Below are 20,289 nucleotides of genomic sequence, written 5' to 3'. Positions count from 1 at the left end.
GAGCTTGCTCGCGATAGCGGACTGTCAGACAACATCAATGTTGAATCTGATGGCCCTATCGCGAGCAAGCTCGCTCCCACAGTTGTTTTGTGTCAGCCCAGGAGTTCGCGCAGGACTTGAGTGAAGGCGCGGCTGCTTTCTTCCTCGTCGGCATGCCGCCCGTCACGCACTACCCACTGGCCATTGACCAACACATCCCGCACCTGGCGAACGCCGCCGGCAAACAACCAGCGGTTGAGAATTCCGTCGCCGCTGGCCGTTGCCAGATACGGGTCGTTGCCATCGAGCACTAGCCAGTCGGCGCGCTTGCCGACTTCCAGGGCGCCAATCGGCTGACCCAGCGCCTGGGCACCACCATCCAGCGCGGCATCAAACAGCGTGCGGCCGACCATTGGCTGATCCGCGCCGTACAAACGATTACGCCGCTGGTCGCGCAGACGCTGGCCGTATTCCAGCCAGCGCAACTCTTCCACCACGCTCAACGACACATGGCTATCGGAACCGATGCCCATGCGCCCGCCTTGCGCGAGGAAATCCACCGCCGGGAAAATCCCGTCGCCAAGGTTGGCTTCGGTGGTCAGGCACAGGCCGGCGATGGCGCGGCTCCTGGCCATCGACGTGACTTCCTCCGGGTTGGCGTGGGTCGCGTGGACCAGGCACCAGCGTTGGTCGACTTCGACGTTTTCGTACAGCCATTGCAGCGGACGACGACCGCTCCAGGTCAGGCAGTCGTCGACTTCTTTCTGCTGCTCGGCAATGTGGATGTGCACCGGGCATTGTTTGTCGCTGGCGGCCAGCACTTCGCTGATCTGTTGCGGCGTGACCGCGCGCAGCGAGTGGAAACACAGGCCCAGGGCCTGCGCCGGCTGCTGCGCCAGCACCGGTTGCAGGCGCGATTGCAGCTTGAGGTAATTTTCGGTGCTGTTGATGAAGCGACGCTGACCTTCGTTCGGAGTCTGGCCGCCGAAACCGGAGTGGCTGTAGAGCACCGGCAGCAGGGTCAAGCCGATACCCGCGGAACCTGCGGCCTGGCTGATACGCAAGGCCAGTTCGGCCGGGTCCGCGTAAGGCTGGCCACTGATATCATGGTGTACGTAATGAAATTCCGCCACCGATGTGTAACCGGCCTTGAGCATTTCGATGTACAGCTGACGGGCGATGACGCCGAGTTGTTCCGGGCTGATTTTTCCGACGAGGCGATACATCAGGTCGCGCCAGGTCCAGAAACTGTCGTTCGGATTTCCCGCCACTTCCGCCAGCCCGGCCATGGCCCGCTGGAAGGCGTGGGAGTGCAGGTTCGGCATGCCAGGCAGCAGCGGACCGCTCAACCGCTCGGCGCCATCTGCATGGGAATCGGCCTGGATATGGGTCAAAACGCCGTCGGCGCTGACCTCAAGACGTACATTGTTGGCCCATCCACTAGGCAGCAGCGCGCGTTCGGCAAAGAAGGCGGACATGGTTCAGCACCCCATCGTGTGTTATTTGTATATACATATACAGACGTTTGCCTGCCCGGTAAACTCCGGCAAGCTAGCAATCTCTTTTCAACGAACAAGGATTAACCGTGCCGACTCCGCCTCCAGTCTCTCCGTTGGCCGCGAACATGGGCGACAGTCCGGCGCCCTTGTACGCCCGCGTCAAACAAATGATCACCCAGCAAATCGACAGTGGAAACTGGCCGCCGCACTACCGCGTGCCGTCGGAAAGCGAGCTGGTCAGCCAGTTGGGCTTCAGCCGCATGACCATCAACCGCGCCCTGCGCGAGATGACCGCCGATGGCCTGCTGGTGCGCATGCAAGGCGTCGGCACGTTCGTCGCCGAGCCGAAAAGCCAGTCTGCCTTGTTCGAAGTGCACAACATCGCCGATGAAATCGCCTCTCGCGGTCATCGCCACACCTGCAAGGTCATCACCCTTGAAGAAGAGGCCGCCGGCTCCGAGCGCGCCCTGGCCCTGGACATGCGCGAAGGGCAGAAGGTGTTCCACTCGCTGATCGTGCATTTCGAAAACGATATTCCGGTGCAAATCGAAGACCGTTTCGTCAATGCGCTGGTGGCGCCGGACTACCTCAAGCAGGACTTCACCCTGCAAACGCCATATGCCTACCTGAACCAGGTCGCGCCGCTGACCGAAGGCGAGCACGTGGTCGAGGCGATCCTGGCCGAGTCGTCCGAATGCAAATTGCTGCAGATTGAAAAAGGCGAGCCGTGCCTGCTGATCCGTCGCCGCACCTGGTCCGGCCGTCAGCCGGTGACCGCCGCTCGCTTGATCCACCCCGGTTCCCGTCATCGTCTGGAAGGTCGGTTCCATAAATGAATCAGTTAAAGGTTTTATACGCCAAAGATTACCCGCGCATGCCGTGGAAAAACGGCGGCGGCAGCACCGAAGAAATCACCCGCGATGCCGGCACCGGTCTGGATGGCTTTGGCTGGCGCCTGTCGATTGCCGACATTGGCGAATCGGGCGGGTTTTCCACCTTCGCCGGTTACGAGCGAGTGATCACTGTTTTGCAGGGCGACGGCATGAGCCTGACGGTGGATGGCCAGGATACTCGGCCACTGTTACCGCTGGACCCGTTTGCCTTCAGCGGTGAAAGCAAGGTTTCCTGCACATTGCTCGGCGGTGCGATTCGCGATTTCAACCTCATTTACGCACCGCAGCGTTACGCCGCGCGGTTGCAGTGGTTGTCGGGCGAGCAGCGGTTTTTCAGTGAGGCGGGGACTGTGCTGGTCTTCAGTATCTGCGATGCGCTTGAAGTGAAGGTCGGTACCAGCGCTTCGCAACTGGGTCGCCATGATTGCCTGCAACTGGTCGGTAACACCGGATTGCTGGAAGTCTCCAGCAATGGCGCCTGCTGCGTGATCGAACTCATTGCACGCTGATACACCACCCCTGTAGGAGCGAGCTCGCTCGCGAATAACCCATATTCGCCGCTGGGCATCTGGTTCTACGCGTTATCGTTCACGACCATCGCGAGCAAGCTCGGCTCCTGCAGGGGCCATGTTTGCACGCGATGTTGTGCTACCCCTCAGACCGTTTCCGTCCGCGCACCAACTTGTTACCGAATGCCCCAGCGTGGCGCAAAACCACGCTCAAGTAACAATCCGCCTATCCTCCAAACAATCCCCTCGAAAAATTTCATCTACGCCAAAACCCTTGTTCCAAGGGCTCTCCAGCTGTTTCCGAACTTTTCTTGAATGCTCATCCAACAAGTTGGCCGCTTGATTGCATATGCTTGTATGTACAAGTAAAGACGTATGCGTATGAGTCACGAAGACTCAACCATCGTCCACTGATTCGCCGGTGTGCACTGATGCCCATTGGCTTGCTCGCCCACTGCCTGGGTTGGTTTGGATTGATTGCTGAGGAGTTCTTTTCGTGACCGAGAATAAACGTACCAAGTTTCGCGACGTCGAAATCCGTGCCGCACGCGGTAACAAGCTGACCGCCAAGAGCTGGCTGACTGAAGCGCCGCTGCGCATGCTGATGAACAACCTCGACCCGGAAGTCGCCGAGAACCCTAAAGAACTGGTGGTTTACGGTGGTATCGGTCGCGCTGCACGTAACTGGGAATGCTACGACAAGATCGTCGAAAGCCTGACCAACCTGAACGACGACGAGACCCTGCTGGTGCAATCCGGCAAGCCGGTCGGCGTGTTCAAGACCCACAGCAACGCCCCGCGCGTACTGATCGCCAACTCCAACCTGGTTCCTCACTGGGCGAGCTGGGAACACTTTAACGAACTGGACGCCAAAGGCCTGGCCATGTACGGCCAGATGACCGCCGGCAGTTGGATCTACATCGGCAGCCAGGGCATCGTCCAGGGCACCTACGAAACCTTCGTCGAAGCCGGTCGCCAACACTACAACGATGACCTCAAAGGCAAGTGGGTACTGACCGCCGGCCTGGGCGGCATGGGTGGCGCCCAGCCTCTGGCTGCAACCCTGGCCGGCGCTTGCTCGCTGAACATTGAATGCCAGCAAGTCAGCATCGATTTCCGCCTGAAAAGCCGCTACGTCGACGAGCAGGCCAAAGACCTCGACGACGCACTGGCCCGCATCGCCAAATACACCAAAGAAGGCAAGGCGATTTCCATCGCTCTGCTGGGCAACGCCGCTGAAATCCTGCCTGAACTGGTCAAGCGCGGTGTGCGTCCGGACATGGTCACCGACCAGACCAGCGCCCACGACCCGCTCAATGGCTACCTGCCAGCCGGCTGGACCTGGGACGAATACCGCGCTCGCGCCAAGACCGAACCTGCTGCCGTGATCAAAGCCGCCAAGCAATCGATGGCCGTGCACGTTAAAGCGATGCTCGACTTCCAGAAGCAAGGCATCCCGACCTTCGACTACGGCAACAACATCCGTCAGATGGCGCAAGAAGAAGGCGTGGAAAACGCATTCGACTTCCCGGGCTTCGTACCGGCCTACATCCGTCCGCTGTTCTGCCGTGGCATCGGCCCGTTCCGTTGGGCTGCACTGTCGGGCAACGCTGAAGACATCTACAAGACCGACGCCAAGGTCAAGGAACTGATCCCGGACGACGCCCACCTGCACAACTGGCTGGACATGGCCCGCGAGCGCATCAGCTTCCAGGGTCTGCCGGCACGTATCTGCTGGGTTGGCCTGGGCCTGCGCGCCAAGCTGGGCCTGGCGTTCAACGAAATGGTCCGTAGCGGCGAGTTGTCCGCGCCAATCGTGATCGGCCGCGACCACCTGGACTCCGGTTCGGTATCGAGCCCGAACCGCGAAACCGAATCGATGCAGGACGGTTCCGACGCCGTTTCCGACTGGCCACTGCTCAACGCTCTGCTCAACACCGCGAGCGGCGCGACCTGGGTGTCCCTGCACCACGGCGGCGGCGTCGGCATGGGCTTCTCCCAGCATTCGGGCATGGTGATTGTCTGCGACGGTACTGACGAAGCGGCCGAGCGTATCGCTCGCGTGCTGCACAACGACCCGGCCACTGGCGTCATGCGTCACGCCGATGCCGGTTACCAGATCGCCATCGACTGCGCCAAGGAACAAGGGCTGAACCTGCCGATGATTACCGGCAAATAACGCTGTACGGCTTTATGTGGGAGCGAGCTTGCTCGCGATGAGGGCGACACATTCAACCTCTTCGTTGACTGTAAAACCGCTATCGCGAGCAAGCTCGCTCCCACAGAAGCCAACACCGACAACCGATATACCTATAACAATCCACAGAGGTTGAATCATGGCTGTTAACAGCGAACGTGCAGGCAACAAACCGTTGATCGAGAAGCGTTCGATCGACTACATCCCGGAAGCGGAAAGACACGGTCGTCTGTTTAGCCAGTTCACCCTGTGGATGGGTGCCAACCTGCAAATCACCGCGATTGTCACCGGCGCATTGGCCGTGGTCCTTGGCGGTGATGTGTTCTGGTCGTTGATCGGTCTGTTGATCGGCCAACTGCTCGGCGGTGGCGTAATGGCGCTGCATGCCGCGCAAGGCCCCAAGCTTGGCCTGCCGCAGATGATTTCCAGCCGGGTACAGTTCGGCGTGTACGGCGCGGCCATCCCGATCGTGCTGGTGTGCCTGATGTACCTGGGCTTCACCGCAACGGGAACCGTGTTATCCGGCCAGGCGCTGGGCCAGTTGTTTGGCGTCAGCGACAGCGTCGGTATCCTCATTTTTGCCAGTGTCATCGTGCTGGTCACGGTGCTCGGTTATCGGGTGATCCATTGGATCGGCCGAGTTGCCAGCGTCATCGGTGTGATTGCCTTCGTTTATCTGTTCTGGCGCCTGATGAGCCAGACCGACGTCGGCGCTCTCCTGCAAATCCGCCACTTCAGCTGGAGCAGCTTCCTGCTGGCGGTGTCGCTCGCGGCGTCCTGGCAGATCGCGTTCGGCCCTTACGTGGCTGACTACTCACGCTACCTGCCGAGCAATATCTCCTCGGTGAAAACCTTTTTCGCCGCAGGTGCGGGTTCGGTCATTGGCGCACAGGTGGCGATGGTCCTCGGCGTGTTCGCTGCCGCTTCGGCCAACGGGCAATTCGCCGGTCACGAAGTGGCCTACATCGTTGGTCTGGGCGGTACCGGTGCCACTGCTGCGCTGCTGTACTTCAGCATCGCGTTCGGCAAGGTCACCATCTCCACGCTGAACTCCTACGGTAGCTTCATGTGCATTGCGACCATCATCAGCGGTTTCCGTGGTGACCTGAAGGTAACGCACTTGCAGCGTCTGGTCTTCGTGCTGGTCATCGTCGGTGCTGCGACCCTGATGGCGTTGCTCGGTCAGCACTCGTTCCTCGGCGCGTTCAAGTCTTTCATCCTGTTCTTGCTAGCGTTCTTTACCCCCTGGAGCGCGATCAATCTGGTGGACTACTACTGCATCACTCGCGAGCGCTATGACGTACCGGCTCTGGCCGATCCGAATGGTCGCTACGGTCGTTGGAACCTCCTCGGTATCAGCGTCTATGTGTTCGGTGTGCTGGTGCAGCTGCCGTTCATCTCCACTAAGTTCTATACCGGTCCGCTGGTGGCGGCCCTGGGTGATGTGGATATTTCCTGGGTCATCGGCCTGGTGCTTCCCGCCGCCCTGTATTACCTGTGTGCAAAAAAATGGCACGGCACAGTGCCTGATCGTTTGATCCTGCCGGTCGAGCAGGGCGCGATCACCGAACAAAAGCTGAATGTCGGTCGCGCTGCGGCGCAGGCCTGATTGGACGTGGACAGGGCTGGATGCCTCTTGACTGCCGTAAGCCAATTCATGATTAGGAGCGTCACTACAATGAAATCGAACAAGACCCTGCTGACCACATTGCTTTCCATGGGCCTGCTGGCCAGTGCTGGCGCCACTCAGGCGGCGGGTTGGTGCGAGTCGGGTAAACCGGTGAAGTTCGCCGGTTTGAACTGGGAAAGCGCCATGCTGCTGACCGACGTGATGCAAGTCGTGTTGGAGAAAGGCTACGACTGCAAGACCGACAGCCTGCCGGGCAACTCCATCACCATGGAAAACGCCCTGAGCAGCAACGACATTCAAGTGTTTGCCGAAGAGTGGGTCGGCCGCAGCGAAGTCTGGAACAAGGCTGAGAAGGCCGGCAAAGTCGTCGGTGTCGGCGCCCCGGTTGTTGGCGCGATCGAAGGCTGGTACGTGCCGCGCTACGTGATCGAAGGCGACGCCAAGCGTAAGCTGGAAGCCAAGGCTCCGGACCTGAAAAACATTGCTGACCTGGGCAAATACTCGGCGGTGTTCAAGGACGCCGAAGAGCCTTCCAAGGGCCGTTTCTACAACTGCCCGGCCGGCTGGACCTGTGAGCTGGACAACAGCGAAATGCTGAAAAGCTACGGCCTGGAAAGCACCTACACCAACTTCCGCCCAGGCACCGGCCCGGCGCTGGATGCCGCTGTGCTGTCGAGCTACAAGCGTGGCGAGCCGATCCTGTTCTACTACTGGTCGCCAACGCCTTTGATGGGCCAGATCGACGCGGTGAAACTCGAAGAGAAACCAGGCGTGAACAAGACAGTGACCATCAAGGTCGGCTTGTCCAAGACGTTCCACGACGAAGCGCCTGAACTGGTGGCCGTGCTGGAAAAGGTCAACGTGCCAATCGACCTGCTGAACCAGAACCTTGGGCGCATGACCAAAGAGCGGATCGAATCACCAAAACTGGCCAAGATCTTCCTGAAGGAACATCCTGAAGTCTGGCACGCATGGGTGAGCGAAGACGCAGCCAAGAAAATCGACGCGGCCTTGTAGGTTGGGCTTCTCCGGCTGTCGGCAACGGCAGTCGGACGCTTGATCGCAACCCCTTGATTGAGAGTCTCTTATGTTTCCCGAAAGCTTTACCTTTTCCATCGCCGACTGGGTCAACGGTTGGGTCGATTCGCTGGTTACCAACTACGGCGACGTTTTCCGCAGCATCTCCGACACCTTGCTGTGGGCCATCGTCAATCTTGAAGGCCTGCTGCGTGCTGCACCCTGGTGGCTGATGCTGGCGATCGTGGCCGGTGTGGCCTGGCACGCGACCCGCAAGGTCGTGACCACTGCCGTCATCGTTGGTTTGCTGTTCCTGGTGGGTGCGGTCGGCCTCTGGGACAAGCTGATGCAGACCCTGGCGCTGATGATGGTGGCGACGATCATTTCGGTGTTGATCGGCATTCCGCTGGGCATTCTCTCGGCGCGCAGCAACCGCCTGCGTTCGGTGCTGATGCCGTTGCTGGACATCATGCAGACCATGCCGAGCTTCGTGTACCTGATCCCGGTTCTGATGCTGTTTGGCCTGGGCAAGGTCCCGGCGATTTTCGCCACGGTGATCTACGCCGCACCACCGCTGATCCGTCTGACCGATCTGGGCATTCGCCAGGTCGACGGCGAAGTGATGGAAGCGATCAACGCCTTCGGTGCCAACCGCTGGCAGCAACTGTTCGGCGTGCAACTGCCACTGGCCCTGCCGAGCATCATGGCCGGGATCAACCAGACCACCATGATGGCCCTGTCGATGGTGGTGATCGCCTCGATGATCGGTGCCCGTGGCCTGGGTGAAGACGTGCTGGTGGGGATTCAGACCCTCAACGTCGGGCGTGGCCTTGAAGCCGGTCTGGCGATCGTGATTCTGGCTGTGGTGATCGACCGCATTACACAGGCGTATGGTCGCGCACGGCATGAGGTGAGCAAATGAACAACGCAACCGTGAGCAAGATCGAAGTCAAGAACGTCTTCAAGATTTTCGGCAACCGTTCCAAGGATGCGCTGGCCATGATCGGCCAGGGCAAGACCAAGGACCAGGTCCTGGCCGAAACCGGCTGCGTGGTCGGCGTGAACGACCTGTCGCTGAGCATCGGCAGCGGCGAGATCTTCGTGATCATGGGCCTGTCGGGCTCAGGCAAGTCGACCCTGGTGCGCCACTTCAACCGCCTGATCGACCCGACCAGCGGCGCGATCCTGGTGGACGGCGTGGACATCCTGCAATACGACATGGAAGCCCTGCGCGAATTTCGTCGGCGCAAGATCAGCATGGTGTTCCAGAGCTTTGGCCTGTTGCCGCACAAGAGCGTGCTGGACAACGTCGCCTACGGCCTGAAAATCCGTGGCGAAAGCAAAGCCATGTGCGCTGAGCGTGCACTGCACTGGATCAACACCGTGGGCCTCAAGGGCTACGAAAACAAATACCCGCACCAGCTATCCGGTGGCATGCGTCAGCGTGTGGGCCTGGCCCGCGCCCTGGCGGCGGACACTGACATCATCCTGATGGACGAAGCGTTCAGCGCCCTCGACCCGCTGATCCGCGCGGAGATGCAGGACCAGTTGCTGGAACTGCAAAAGACCCTGCACAAGACCATCGTCTTCATCACCCACGACCTCGACGAGGCCGTGCGCATCGGCAACCGCATCGCGATTCTCAAGGATGGCCGCCTGATCCAGGTCGGCACGCCTAGAGAGATCCTGCATTCGCCGGCGGATGAGTATGTCGACCGCTTTGTGCAGCGTCGGGCGGCGGTGGTTTAAAAGGTTTGTGCCGGCTGTGCCGGCCCCATCGCGAGCAAGCTCGCTCCCACAGTGGATCCCCGGTGTTCACAAAACCTGTGGGAGCGAGCTTGCTCGCGATGAGGCCGGTAAAGATGCATCAATATTCAGGTTTGTACGCAGAGGTTGAAGATGTCCCAGGCTGAAAAAATCGTTATCACCGAGTCGCAGGTCAGTTGGCAGGATGTGGTCGCCGTTGCTCGTCATGGCGCACAGCTTGAACTCTCGGCACCGATCTGGGCGCGCATCGAAAACGCACAGGCCATCGTCCAGCGCATCGTCACCAGCGGCGAACGTGCCTACGGCATCAACACCGGCCTGGGCGCGCTGTGCAACGTTTCGCTGCAGGACGAACAACTCAGCCAGTTGTCGCGCAACACCTTGCTCAGCCACGCTTGCGGCGTGGGTGCACCGCTGACCGACGAGCAGACCCGCTCGATCATGTGCGCGGCCATCGTCAACTACAGCCACGGCAAATCCGGCCTGCACCGTCAGGTCGTCGAAGCGCTGCTGGCGCTGCTCAACCGGGGCATCACCCCGCAGGTGCCGTCCCAGGGTTCGGTGGGTTATCTGACTCACATGGCGCACATCGGCATCGCGCTGCTGGGCGTGGGCAATGTCAGCTATCGCGGGCAGATCGTTTCCGCGCAGCAAGCGCTGGCCGAAGAAGGTCTGCAACCAGTCAAGCTCGGTGCCAAGGACGGTTTGTGCCTGGTCAACGGTACGCCGTGCATGAGCGGCCTGAGCTGCCTGGCGATTGCCGATGCCACGCGCCTGCTGAAATGGGCCGACGTGATCGGCGCCATGAGCTTCGAAGCCCAGCGCGGGCAGATCGATGCGTTCGACGCGGAGATCATCGCGCTCAAGCCGCACCCGGGCATGCAACAGGTCGGGATCAACCTTCGGGCCTTGCTCGACGGCAGCGAAGTGATCGCCCAGAGCAAAGGCATTCGCACCCAGGATGCCCTGAGCATTCGCTCGATCCCGCAGGTGCACGGTGCTGCGCGCGATCAACTGGTGCACGCGATCAAACAGATCGAAACCGAGCTCAACGGCGCCACCGACAACCCGCTGGTGCTGGGTACCGCGGACAATTACCGCGTGGTGTCCCAGGCCAACCCTCATGGCCAGTCCGTGGCAATGGCGGCGGACCTGCTGGCGATCGCCATGGCGGAAATCGGCTCCATCGCCGAGCGTCGTCTGGACCGTTTGATCAACCCGCACGTCAGCGGCCTGCCGGCTTTCCTGGTGGCCAACCCGGGCGTGAACTCCGGGATGATGATCGTGCAATACGTGGCCGCTTCGCTGTGCGCGGAGAACCGTCAACTGGCGCAACCGGCAGTCCTCGACAATTACGTCACTTCCGGTCTTCAGGAAGATCACCTGAGCCTGGGCACCAACGCCGCGCTGAAGCTGCATCGCGCGCTGGAAAACTGCACGCAGATCCTCGCCATCGAGTATTTGCTGGCGGCCCAGGCGTTTGAATTCTTGAAGGAACAACGCTTTGGTGCGGGCACCGATACCGCTTGGCGTCTGCTGCGTGAGCGAGTTCCTGCCTACGACCAGGACCGCTGGCTTGCACCAGACATTGCCGCCGCTGCCAGTGTTCTGAAAGACCCTGTTTTGCTGCAAAAAACGTTACCGAATTTGAATTGATTTCCCTATAAAACCAGCGTGCCAAGGCGCCACCCTCTCAAAAAGGGGGAAGCGACGGACAACGGACATCTCCGGAGCGTCTGGTTAGTTAATAGCTAACTCTCAAAAGGAGCACAAAAATGACTGCGCTAAATCTGATTCCCGGCCAACTGACCCTCGCCCAACTGCGTGACGTCTATCAGCAGCCGGTGAAACTGACCCTCGACAACAGCGCCTCGGCCCAGATCGAAGCCAGCGTTGCCTGCGTGGAACAGATCCTCGCCGAGAACCGCACCGCCTACGGTATCAACACCGGTTTCGGCCTGCTGGCCTCGACCCGCATTGCCAGCGAAGACCTGGAAAACCTGCAGCGCTCGCTGGTGCTGTCCCACGCCGCCGGTGTCGGCCAGCCGATCAGCGATGAGCTGGTGCGTCTGATCATGGTGCTCAAGGTCAACAGCCTGAGTCGTGGTTTCTCTGGCATCCGTCGTGTGGTGATTGACGCGCTGATCGCCCTGATCAACGCCGAGGTTTACCCGCACATTCCATTGAAAGGCTCGGTCGGTGCTTCCGGTGACCTGGCGCCTCTGGCCCACATGTCGCTGGTGCTGCTGGGTGAAGGCAAGGCTCGCTACAAGGGCGAGTGGATGGAAGCCACCGAAGCGCTGAAAGTTGCTGGTCTGACCCCGCTGACTTTGGCCGCGAAAGAAGGCCTGGCGCTGCTCAACGGCACCCAGGTGTCCACCGCATTTGCCCTGCGTGGCCTGTTCGAAGGTGAAGACCTGTTTGCTGGTGCCTTGGCACTGGGCGGCCTGACCGTTGAAGCGGTCCTGGGCTCGCGTTCGCCGTTCGACGCCCGTATCCATGCTGCCCGTGGCCAGAAAGGCCAGATCGACGCCGCCGCCGCTTATCGCGATCTGCTGGGCGAGCGCAGCGAAGTCTCCGACTCCCATGAAAACTGCGAGAAGGTACAAGACCCGTACTCCCTGCGTTGCCAGCCACAAGTCATGGGTGCCTGCCTGACCCAGTTCCGTCAAGCGGCCGAAGTACTGGCGATCGAATCCAACGCCGTTTCCGACAACCCGTTGGTTTTCGCCGCTGAAGGTGACGTGATCTCCGGTGGCAACTTCCACGCCGAGCCGGTGGCCATGGCCGCTGACAACATGGCATTGGCCATCGCTGAAATCGGTTCCCTGAGCGAGCGCCGTATCTCGCTGATGATGGACAAGCACATGTCGCAACTGCCGCCGTTCCTGGTGGCCAACGGCGGTGTGAACTCCGGCTTCATGATCGCCCAGGTGACCGCAGCGGCATTGGCCAGCGAGAACAAGGCGTTGTCCCATCCGCATTCGGTGGACAGCCTGCCGACTTCCGCCAACCAGGAAGACCACGTATCGATGGCTCCGGCGGCTGGCAAGCGCCTGTGGGAAATGGCCGAAAACACCCGTGGGATTCTCGCGGTGGAATGGCTGGCGGCAGCCCAGGGCCTGGACCTGCGCAATGGTCTGAAGACTTCGCCAAAACTGGAAAAAGCCCGTGCCATTCTGCGTAACGAAGTGCCGTTCTATGAGAAGGACCGCTTCTTCGCGCCGGACATCAATGCGGCGTCTGAACTGTTGGCCTCGCGTTGCCTGAACGAACTGGTGACGGCGAAGTTGCTGCCTAGCCTGTAATTGCCCCTTCGCGAGCAAGCCCGCTCCCACATGGATTGCGTTGAACCTGTAGGAGCTGGCTTGCCAGCGATTCGATTTTGCGTCGGATAACAATAATTAGGGACGAGAAATGCAACAGCCAGAAAAAGGTTTGAAACGCGGGCTCTCTGCCCGACATATTCGCTTCATGGCGCTGGGGTCGGCAATCGGCACCGGGCTGTTTTATGGATCTGCCTCGGCCATTCAAATGGCCGGTCCTGCGGTACTGCTCGCTTACCTGATCGGTGGCGCGGCGGTGTTCATGGTCATGCGCGCCCTCGGTGAGATGGCGGTGCACAACCCGGTGGCCGGCTCTTTCGGCCAGTACGCCAGCACCTATCTGGGGCCGATGGCGGGCTTCATCCTCGGTTGGACCTACGCATTCGAAATGGTCATCGTCGGCATGGCCGACGTCACTGCATTCGGTATCTACATGGGCTTCTGGTTTCCGGAGGTTTCCCGCTGGATCTGGGTGCTGGGTGTCGTTTCCATCGTTGGCGGCCTGAACCTGTGCAACGTCAAAGTCTTCGGTGAAATGGAGTTCTGGCTGTCGCTGCTCAAGGTCGCGGCCATCGTCGCGATGATCCTGGGTGGTTTCGGCATCATGCTGTTCGGCATCAGCTCGGCCCCCGGCCAAGCGACCGACATCAGCAACCTCTGGAGCCACGGCGGCTTCATGCCCAATGGCATGGGCGGTCTGATCGCTTCGTTCGCGGTGGTGATGTTTGCGTTTGGCGGTATTGAAATCATCGGCGTAACGGCAGGTGAAGCCAAAGACCCGCAGCACGTGCTGCCCCGGGCGATCAATGCTGTACCGTTGCGGATCCTGCTGTTCTATGTGCTGACGATGCTGGTGCTGATGTCGATCTTTCCATGGCAGCAGATCGGCAGCCAGGGCAGCCCGTTCGTGCAGATTTTCGACAAGCTGGGGATCAGCTCGGCGGCCACGATCCTCAACATCGTGGTGATCACGGCGGCGATTTCGGCGATCAACAGTGACATCTTCGGCGCTGGCCGCATGATGTTCGGTCTGGCCCAGCAAGGGCATGCACCCAAGGGCTTCGCCCGCCTGTCGCGCAATGGCGTGCCATGGATGACGGTGGTGGTGATGAGTGCTGCGCTGTTGCTGGGTGTGTTGCTGAACTACCTGATCCCGGAAAACGTGTTCCTGTTGATCGCTTCCGTCGCGACCTTTGCCACGGTGTGGGTCTGGCTGATGATTCTGGTGACCCAAGTGGCCATGCGCCGGTCCATGAGCGCCGAGCAGGTTGCACAACTGAAGTTCCCGGTACCGCTCTGGCCTTATGCGCCGGCGGCGGCGATAGCCTTCATGCTGTTCATTTTCGGCGTGCTGGGCTATTTCCCGGACACCCAGGCAGCGCTGATCGTCGGCGTGGTCTGGATCGTGTTGCTGGTGCTGGCTTACCTGACGTGGGTGAAACCGGCGGCGGGCCAGGCAGCCCTGGTGACGCAGGATCCTAATTTTTCCCATCGATAACCTAATGGAGGCCAAGGATGAAAACTCTCTGGCAACACTGTCACGTCGCAACCATGGCACAAGGCGTCTACTCGATCATCGAGGATGCGGCCATCGTGACGTCAGGAGCGCACATTGAGTGGATCGGCCCGCGCGGTGAGTTGCCGGCGGGCGAGTATCCGGCCGTCAATGATTTGAACGGGGCCTGGGTCACGCCGGGCCTGATCGACTGCCACACTCACACGGTGTTCGGCGGTAACCGCAGCGGTGAATTCGAACAGCGCCTGCAAGGCGTCAGCTACGCGGAAATCGCCGCCAGTGGCGGCGGTATCGCCAGCACCGTACGCGCCACCCGCGCAGCCAGCGAAGATGAACTGTTCGCCAGTGCCGCCAAGCGCCTGAAAAGCCTGATGCGTGATGGCGTTACCAGCATCGAAATCAAGTCCGGCTACGGCCTGGACCTGGCCAACGAGCGCAAGATGCTGCGTGTGGCCCGTCGCCTCGGCGCCGAACTGCCGGTCAGCGTGCGCAGCACCTGCCTGGCGGCTCACGCCTTGCCGCCGGAGTACAAGGATCGCGCTGACGACTATATCGATCACATCTGCGCCGACATGCTCCCGGCCCTGGCTGCCGAAGGGCTGGTCGACGCCGTGGATGCGTTTTGCGAGTACCTGGCGTTCTCCCCGGCGCAGGTCGAGCGGGTGTTCATTACCGCCCAGGCACTGGGCCTGCCAGTGAAGCTGCACGCCGAGCAGTTATCGTCGCTGCATGGCTCGAGCCTGGCGGCGCGCTATCACGCGTTGTCCGCCGATCACCTGGAGTTCATGACCGAGGACGACGCCATCGCCATGGCCAAGTCCGGTACGGTCGCGGTGCTGTTGCCCGGCGCCTTTTACTTCCTGCGTGAAACCCAATTGCCGCCGATGGAAGCCCTGCGCAAGCACGGCGTGAAAATCGCCATCGCCAGCGACCTCAACCCGGGCACCTCGCCGGCGCTGTCGTTGCGCCTGATGCTGAACATGGCTTGCACCTGCTTCCGCATGACCCCGGAAGAAGCCCTGGCCGGCGCGACGATTCATGCCGCCACCGCGTTGGGCATGGCCGATACTCATGGTTCGCTGGAGGTCGGCAAGGTCGCGGATTTTGTCGCCTGGCAAATCGATCGTCCGGCCGACCTGTGTTACTGGCTGGGCGGCGACCTGGAAAAACGCGTCGTGCGCCACGGCGTCGAATCAAGTCTGTAGGAGATCTGTTGTGGATAAGGTTCTGAACTTCAAACAAGGCCGCGTACCGCTGCTGATCAGCATGCCCCACGCTGGCGTGCGCCTGACGCCTGCGGTCGAAGCCGGGTTGATCCCTGACGCGAAAAGCCTGCCGGACACCGACTGGCACATCCCGCAGCTATACGACTTCGCCGCGGAACTGGGTGCAAGCACCCTGGCGGCCGAGTACTCGCGGTTCGTCATCGACCTTAATCGACCGTCCGACGACAAGCCTTTGTACGTGGGTGCGACCACCGGCCTGTACCCGGCGACGCTGTTCGACGGCATTCCGTTGTTCCGCGAAGGGCTGGAGCCTTCGAAAGAAGAGCGCGCGACTTATCTGGAGCAGATCTGGACGCCGTACCACAGCACCTTGCAGCAGGAACTGGCGCGGCTGAAGGCCGAGTTCGGCTATGCGCTGCTGTTCGATGCGCACTCGATCCGTTCGATCATCCCGCACCTGTTCGACGGCAAGTTGCCGGACTTCAACCTCGGCACCTTCAACGGCGCCAGTTGCGATCCACAGCTTGCGACCCGACTGGAAGCGATCTGCGCGCTTCACGACAACTACACCCACGTACTCAACGGGCGCTTCAAGGGCGGGCACATCACCCGCCATTACGGTAATCCGGCCGAGAACATCCACGCGGTGCAACTGGAGTTGGGGCAGGGCACCTACATGGAAGAGTTCGAGCCGTTCCGCTATCGCCCGGATCTGGCGGAACCGACGCGGTTGGTGCTCAAGGAGTTGCTGCAAGGCTTGCTGGCCTGGGGCGAAAAACACTACAAGCGCTAAAGCCTGACACGTAACCCTGTGGGAGCGAGCTTGCTCGCGATAGCGGTCTGTCTGTTACATCTATGTCGACTGATCCACCGCCATCGCGAGCAAGCTCGCTCCCACAGGTAAGTGTTCATTTTGAAAGCGCGACGTAACAGTCGCCACCGTGCAAAACACGGTCGCCACAGGTCGCTTTTACCGCTCGTCTGCTGCGTAATGTTCTGGCCACGGTGCACAAAGACACCGACCTCACAATAATCGCTGCCGCACGAGATGCTCTCTATGACAAGCACCAAAGGTTTGTTCGCCCGCTGTCTCTCAATCCTCTGCGGCACGGCTCTCCTGAGCACCGGCGCCCTGGCCGCTGACGACGCCTCCTGCAAAACAGTGCGCATGGGCGTGGTCAACTGGACCGATGTGATCGCCACCAGTGGCATGGCCGACGTGTTGCTCAATGGCCTCGGCTACGAAAGCAAACAGACCAGCGCCGTTCAGCAAATCATCTTCGCCGGGATCCGCGACAAGCGCCTGGACATTTTCCTTGGTTACTGGAAACCGGCGATGGACAAAAACATCGCGCCGTTCCTGGCCGCCAATCAAGTCAAAGTCATGGACAAGCCGAGCCTGGCTGATGCCCAGGCCACCCTTGCAGTCCCTGACTATGTAGCAGCGGCGGGCCTGAAGACCTTCTCCGACATCGCCAGATTCAAGGATCAGCTCGGCGGCAAAATCTACGGCATCGAGCCGGGCAGCGGCGCCAACACCACGATCAAGACCATGATCGAAACCAATCACTTCGGCCTGAAGGATTTCAAACTGATCGAGTCCGGTGAAGCCGGCATGCTCGCCGCCGTACAGCGCGCCGTGAATCGCAAGGAGTTCGTGGTGTTCGTCGGTTGGACTCCACACCCGATGAACATCAACATGAAGATCGCCTACCTGACCGGCAGCGAAGACGTGTACGGCCCGAATGAAGGTGCAGCGACCGTTTCCACCGTAACCGCGCCGGATTACGCCCAGCGCTGCCCGAACGTCAATCGACTGCTGGAAAACCTGACCTTCACCGCCGCCCAGGAAAGCCAGTTGATGGTGCCGATCATGGAGCGCCAAACGGCTCAGGATGTCGCGAAAAAATGGCTGCGCGAGCATCCGGAAGATCTCCAGCGCTGGCTGGCGGGTGTCAGCAGTTTTGATGGCAAGGATGGCGTGGCCACGGTTCAGGCCAGTCTGAAGAACTGACACCTTTCCAGATGTTTGCAAAACCTGTGGGAGCGAGCTTGCTCGCGATGGCGCCCTCACATTCAACATCTATGTTGCCTGTCAGTTCGCAATCGCGAGCAAGCTCGCTCCCACAGGTCATAAGTACGTCTTAAAAACCTGAACAGGCTTGCACCAGTCTTATGGCTCCTTATCCGCTCTCTGAACAAATGACGGCATTCGTCGACAAAACCCTGAGTTTCAATAGCACCGACAGCAGTATCACCGGATTGCGCCAGGCCTACAGCGAGATGTGCCGGGCATTCACGCCGCCGCGTCCCGCCGGGTTGTATGTGGTCGATTTCGAGTTGGCGGGGGTTGCCGTTCGTTCGTATCAGCCGCCGGTTTCACCTTCTGCTGGTGGCGTGCCGTGCATCGTCTATCTACATGGCGGTGGCTGGGTGGTGGGGGATCTGGATTCCCACGACTTCATTTGCGCGGAACTGGCCTCGACCCTCGGTGTGTTGGTGATCGCCGTCGATTACCGCCTGGCGCCGGAACATCCGTTTCCGGCGGCCTTCGACGATTGCCTCAAAGTCTGGCGGGCGTTGCGCACCGGGCCGTTCAAACTTGACCCTGCGCGTACGCTGGTGGCCGGCGACAGTGCCGGTGGCAACCTCGCGGTAGCGTTGTGCCTGGCGCTGCGCGATGCTGGCGAGCCGTTGCCGGCGGCGCAAGTTCTGATCTATCCGGGGTTGGGCGGCGATCAACGGCTGCCGTCGCGCAGTGAGTGCATCGACGCGCCGTTACTCAGCAGCAGTGACGTCGATTGCTATCACGCGCTTTACCTGCAGGGCACCCGCCATCCGAACGCCTACGCCATGCCATTGCTTGCCACGGATTTCAGCAGACTGCCACCGGCATGGATCGCCGTGGCGCAATTGGACCCGTTGCGTGATGACGGCGTGCTGTATGCCGAGCGACTGAGTACTGCCGGCGTTGCTGCCACATTGTACGTCGGCGAGGGTTTGGTCCATGGCTGTTTACGGGCCCGCGGGCAGGTGGCCGAGGTCGATGCGCTGTACGAAACCCTGTTTGGTTATCTTGCGGAAAAACTCTGACTTCGCACGGGCATGCTCATTGACGTAATTCGGGTTTATGATGCCCAACGGCAGAATAATAGAAGTCCCCCCAGGGATGACCTCGACCCCTTACGGAGTGCGCAATGCAGACTTTGTACCCGCAGATCAAACCCCACGCCCGGCACGATCTGGCCGTCGACGAGACCCACACGCTGTATGTCGACGAAAGCGGTTCACCGGAAGGTTTGCCGGTGGTGTTCATCCACGGCGGCCCCGGTGCCGGATGTGATGCCCAGAGTCGGTGCTACTTCGATCCAAATCTTTATCGCATCGTCACCTTCGACCAGCGCGGTTGTGGTCGCTCGACCCCCCACGCCAGTCTGGAAAACAACACCACCTGGGACCTGGTCGCCGACCTCGAGCGGATTCGCCAGCATCTGGGCATCGACAAATGGGTGCTGTTTGGTGGCTCCTGGGGTTCGACCCTGGCGCTGGCCTACGCGCAAACCCATCCTGAGCGGGTACACGGTCTGATCCTGCGGGGGATCTTTCTCTGCCGTCCGCAGGAAATCGAATGGTTCTACCAGGCCGGCGCCAGCCGCCTGTTCCCCGATTACTGGCAGGACTACATCGCGCCGATCCCGCTGGACGAGCGCGACGATTTGCTCGCTGCGTTCCACAAACGCCTGGTCGGCAACGACCAGATCGCCCAGATGCACGCGGCCAAGGCCTGGTCGACCTGGGAGGGCCGCACCGCGACCCTGCGCCCTAACCCTCTGGTAGTCGACCGTTTCTCCGAGCCTCAACGTGCGTTGTCGATTGCCCGCATCGAATGCCACTACTTCAGCAACCACGCCTTCCTGGAGCAGAATCAGCTGATCCGCGACATGGGCAAGATCGCCCATTTGCCCGGCGTGATCATTCATGGTCGCTACGACGTGATCTGCCCGCTGGATAACGCCTGGGAATTGCATCAAGCCTGGCCGAACAGCGAACTGCAGGTCATCCGCGATGCCGGTCATGCCGCTTCCGAGCCTGGCATCACCGACGCACTGGTACGCGCCGCCAATCAGATGGCCCGGCGTCTGCTCGACCTGCCGCCTGAAGAAGCATGAAGGGCCTGCTGCAGCGGGTACGCGGCGCGCGGGTCGAGGTCGCGGGCGAGATCGTGGGTGCCGTCGATCAGGGATTGCTGGTCCTGGTAGCCGTCGAGCCCGACGATACGCGGGCCAGCGCTGACAAACTCCTTAATAAGCTGCTTAACTATCGGGTATTCAGTGACGCTGAGGGCAAGATGAATCTGTCCTTGGCGGATGTGGGCGGTGGGCTGCTGCTGGTCTCTCAGTTCACCCTGGCTGCCGATACAAAAAACGGGCTGCGTCCGAGTTTCTCGACCGCGGCCCCTCCGGCGTTGGGCGAGGAGCTGTTCGACTATCTATTAGGCAAAGCGAAACAGGTGCATGGCACTGTGGCATCAGGTAGATTCGGCGCGGATATGCAGGTGCACCTGGTCAATGATGGCCCGGTAACCTTCCTGTTACAGACCTGAAAGCGCTTGAAACAAGTTTTTACGTTCATTTCGACTGAAAACAGGGGTTTTTCGCGATAAATACTTTGTTACCCCTGATGCGTTGTAACGCGGCCTACTAGATAATCCCGCGCTACGGGGATCAGCG

General features: G+C 60.5%; 17 protein-coding genes. 16 read left to right on the top strand and 1 reads right to left on the bottom strand.

What is annotated here, in order from left to right; genetic code table 11:
* Positions 1 to 92: 92 nt before the first annotated feature.
* Positions 93 to 1,457 carry a formimidoylglutamate deiminase gene (locus tag KW840_RS12270; RefSeq protein ID WP_218495271.1) on the bottom strand — a complete coding sequence of 455 codons (1,365 nt, stop codon included), beginning with the start codon at positions 1,455 to 1,457 and terminating at the stop codon, positions 93 to 95.
* 146 nt (positions 1,458 to 1,603) lie between these two features.
* On the opposite strand from KW840_RS12270, the gene hutC reads away from it, so the two are divergent.
* The 16 genes from hutC to dtd all read left to right on the top strand — a co-directional run bounded on the left by hutC (position 1,604) and on the right by dtd (position 20,162).
* Positions 1,604 to 2,314, top strand: coding sequence for a histidine utilization repressor (gene hutC, locus KW840_RS12265; protein WP_173677901.1), 711 nt, complete (start codon positions 1,604 to 1,606; stop codon positions 2,312 to 2,314).
* Positions 2,311 to 2,880 carry a HutD family protein gene (locus tag KW840_RS12260; RefSeq protein ID WP_218495270.1) on the top strand — a complete coding sequence of 190 codons (570 nt, stop codon included), beginning with the start codon at positions 2,311 to 2,313 and terminating at the stop codon, positions 2,878 to 2,880. The genes hutC and KW840_RS12260 overlap by 4 nt, the downstream gene beginning before the upstream one ends.
* 496 nt (positions 2,881 to 3,376) lie before the next feature.
* The gene (gene hutU / locus KW840_RS12255) at positions 3,377 to 5,059 is read left to right on the top strand and encodes a urocanate hydratase (RefSeq protein WP_218495269.1); all 1,683 of its coding nucleotides are present in this window, start codon (positions 3,377 to 3,379) and stop codon (positions 5,057 to 5,059) included.
* A gap of 157 nt (positions 5,060 to 5,216) precedes the next feature.
* Positions 5,217 to 6,686: a cytosine permease gene (locus tag KW840_RS12250; protein WP_057712389.1), complete on the top strand. Its 1,470-nt coding sequence runs from the start codon at positions 5,217 to 5,219 to the stop codon at positions 6,684 to 6,686.
* A 69-nt stretch (positions 6,687 to 6,755) separates the two neighbouring features.
* A complete protein-coding gene (locus tag KW840_RS12245; RefSeq protein WP_218495268.1) occupies positions 6,756 to 7,724 on the top strand; it encodes an ABC transporter substrate-binding protein in 969 nt (322 codons plus the stop codon).
* A 70-nt stretch (positions 7,725 to 7,794) separates the two neighbouring features.
* Positions 7,795 to 8,646: a proline/glycine betaine ABC transporter permease gene (locus tag KW840_RS12240; protein ID WP_057712387.1), complete on the top strand. Its 852-nt coding sequence runs from the start codon at positions 7,795 to 7,797 to the stop codon at positions 8,644 to 8,646.
* Positions 8,643 to 9,473, top strand: a complete 831-nt coding sequence (locus KW840_RS12235) for a glycine betaine/L-proline ABC transporter ATP-binding protein (RefSeq protein WP_052961897.1) — start codon at positions 8,643 to 8,645, stop codon at positions 9,471 to 9,473. Before KW840_RS12240 ends, KW840_RS12235 begins: the two co-directional genes overlap by 4 nt.
* Before the next feature lie 150 nt (positions 9,474 to 9,623).
* The gene (gene hutH, locus KW840_RS12230; protein WP_218495267.1) at positions 9,624 to 11,147 is read left to right on the top strand and encodes a histidine ammonia-lyase; all 1,524 of its coding nucleotides are present in this window, start codon (positions 9,624 to 9,626) and stop codon (positions 11,145 to 11,147) included.
* A gap of 119 nt (positions 11,148 to 11,266) precedes the next feature.
* Positions 11,267 to 12,799, top strand: a complete 1,533-nt coding sequence (gene hutH, locus KW840_RS12225; protein WP_218495266.1) for a histidine ammonia-lyase — start codon at positions 11,267 to 11,269, stop codon at positions 12,797 to 12,799.
* 109 nt (positions 12,800 to 12,908) lie between these two features.
* Positions 12,909 to 14,315 carry an amino acid permease gene (locus tag KW840_RS12220; RefSeq protein WP_218495265.1) on the top strand — a complete coding sequence of 469 codons (1,407 nt, stop codon included), beginning with the start codon at positions 12,909 to 12,911 and terminating at the stop codon, positions 14,313 to 14,315.
* Positions 14,316 to 14,332: 17 nt separating this feature from the next.
* Entirely contained in the window at positions 14,333 to 15,538 is a 1,206-nt protein-coding gene (hutI, locus tag KW840_RS12215; protein WP_218495264.1) for an imidazolonepropionase, read from the top strand.
* 10 nt (positions 15,539 to 15,548) lie between these two features.
* A complete protein-coding gene (gene hutG / locus KW840_RS12210; protein WP_218495263.1) occupies positions 15,549 to 16,352 on the top strand; it encodes an N-formylglutamate deformylase in 804 nt (267 codons plus the stop codon).
* A 264-nt stretch (positions 16,353 to 16,616) separates the two neighbouring features.
* A complete protein-coding gene (locus tag KW840_RS12205; RefSeq protein ID WP_218495262.1) occupies positions 16,617 to 17,573 on the top strand; it encodes a choline ABC transporter substrate-binding protein in 957 nt (318 codons plus the stop codon).
* A 161-nt stretch (positions 17,574 to 17,734) separates the two neighbouring features.
* Positions 17,735 to 18,652 (top strand): alpha/beta hydrolase, encoded by a 918-nt coding sequence (locus tag KW840_RS12200; RefSeq protein ID WP_218495261.1) that lies wholly within the window; start codon positions 17,735 to 17,737, stop codon positions 18,650 to 18,652.
* Between the two features lie 104 nt (positions 18,653 to 18,756).
* On the top strand, positions 18,757 to 19,728 hold the full coding sequence (gene pip, locus KW840_RS12195) for a prolyl aminopeptidase (RefSeq protein WP_057712379.1): 972 nt from the start codon (positions 18,757 to 18,759) through the stop codon (positions 19,726 to 19,728).
* Positions 19,725 to 20,162, top strand: a complete 438-nt coding sequence (gene dtd, locus KW840_RS12190; RefSeq protein WP_218495260.1) for a D-aminoacyl-tRNA deacylase — start codon at positions 19,725 to 19,727, stop codon at positions 20,160 to 20,162. The genes pip and dtd overlap by 4 nt, the downstream gene beginning before the upstream one ends.
* Positions 20,163 to 20,289 lie beyond the last annotated feature (127 nt).

Origin of the sequence: Pseudomonas sp. PDM30 (assembly GCF_019218985.1) — a bacterium.
GTDB classification, from domain to species: domain Bacteria; phylum Pseudomonadota; class Gammaproteobacteria; order Pseudomonadales; family Pseudomonadaceae; genus Aquipseudomonas; species Aquipseudomonas jessenii.
The sequence above is the reverse complement of the archived record's forward strand: the minus strand, read 5'-3'. Positions and strand labels throughout refer to the sequence as shown.